The organism is Thiorhodococcus mannitoliphagus (genome assembly GCF_010915725.1).
Classification (GTDB): Bacteria; Pseudomonadota; Gammaproteobacteria; order Chromatiales; family Chromatiaceae; genus Thiorhodococcus; species Thiorhodococcus mannitoliphagus.
Map to the genome: position 1 here is coordinate 1 of NZ_JAAIJR010000365.1, position 900 is coordinate 900.

The window sequence follows — 900 nt, forward strand, 5'->3', positions numbered from 1 at the left end:
TGTTACGTCCCTCCCTTAAACAGGCGTAGCCGCCTGAAAAATCCCACGGTCCGCCAGGACCTCGGTTGAACCATTCCCCTGTAGACATCGAAACAGAACGGCCGCAAGGACGGCCGGTCGTCCTTTGGTAACGTGGTACGTGGAAGCGATATCACACCACCCGAGGAGACCGGCCGATGCCCCGCATGCTGCCAGGAATCGAGAGCCTGGACCACCACCAAGCGCTGCTCGAGAGCACCCCCGATGCCTACAAGCCTGAGCGTTGCCCGCACTGCGGCAAGGCGGGTCTGCATCGTCATGGCCACTATGAGCGCAACGCGCCGCGGGGCGAAGGAGTGTCCCTGGCGGTGGGGCGGTTGATCATCCTGCGGTTCTTTTGCCCGGCGTGCCGCCGGACCTGCTCGCGCCTGCCGGCGTGTCTGTCGCCCTGGCGCCAGTATTGGTGGGCGTGTCAGCAGACGGTCGTGGAGCGCTTGAGCGCCGAGGCGTCGGTGCGCGCGGTCGCACGGGAGACGCGACCGAGCCGGCGCACCATCGGACGCTGGCGGCGTTGGATCGCGGGGCGATTCGATGAGCATAGCCTGCATCTGCGCAGCCGTTTTGCCGAGCTCGGCCGGGCGGTGGGCTGGCAGGCGTTCTGGTCGCGGTGCTTTAAGACCCTGCGCTTGAGCGAGGCGATGGGGTGGGTCGAGCGCCTGGGGGTCGCCGTCCCATGATGGCCTGAGACGAGGCGCGCGCGGGACAGCGGCCAGCGGGGCCGTTGCGCGTCCCACAGAACTTGCCCCTGCCCGCGGGGCGGCGTCTCGGTTCTCCTGTGTCCTCCTGTTCAGACACGAGGAGATCGCGATGCCCGACATCCATTCCATGGCCCTGTTCCGTTACTCGGTTCTGGGTCCATTG

The 900-nt window shown here is 66.9% G+C and carries 1 protein-coding gene; it reads left to right on the forward strand.

Annotation, left to right across the window (positions count from 1 at the left end):
- The first annotated feature begins 176 nt into the window (after positions 1 to 176).
- Positions 177 to 716, forward strand: coding sequence for a DUF6431 domain-containing protein (locus tag G3480_RS26900; RefSeq protein ID WP_164657246.1), 540 nt, complete (start codon positions 177 to 179; stop codon positions 714 to 716).
- Positions 717 to 900 lie beyond the last annotated feature (184 nt).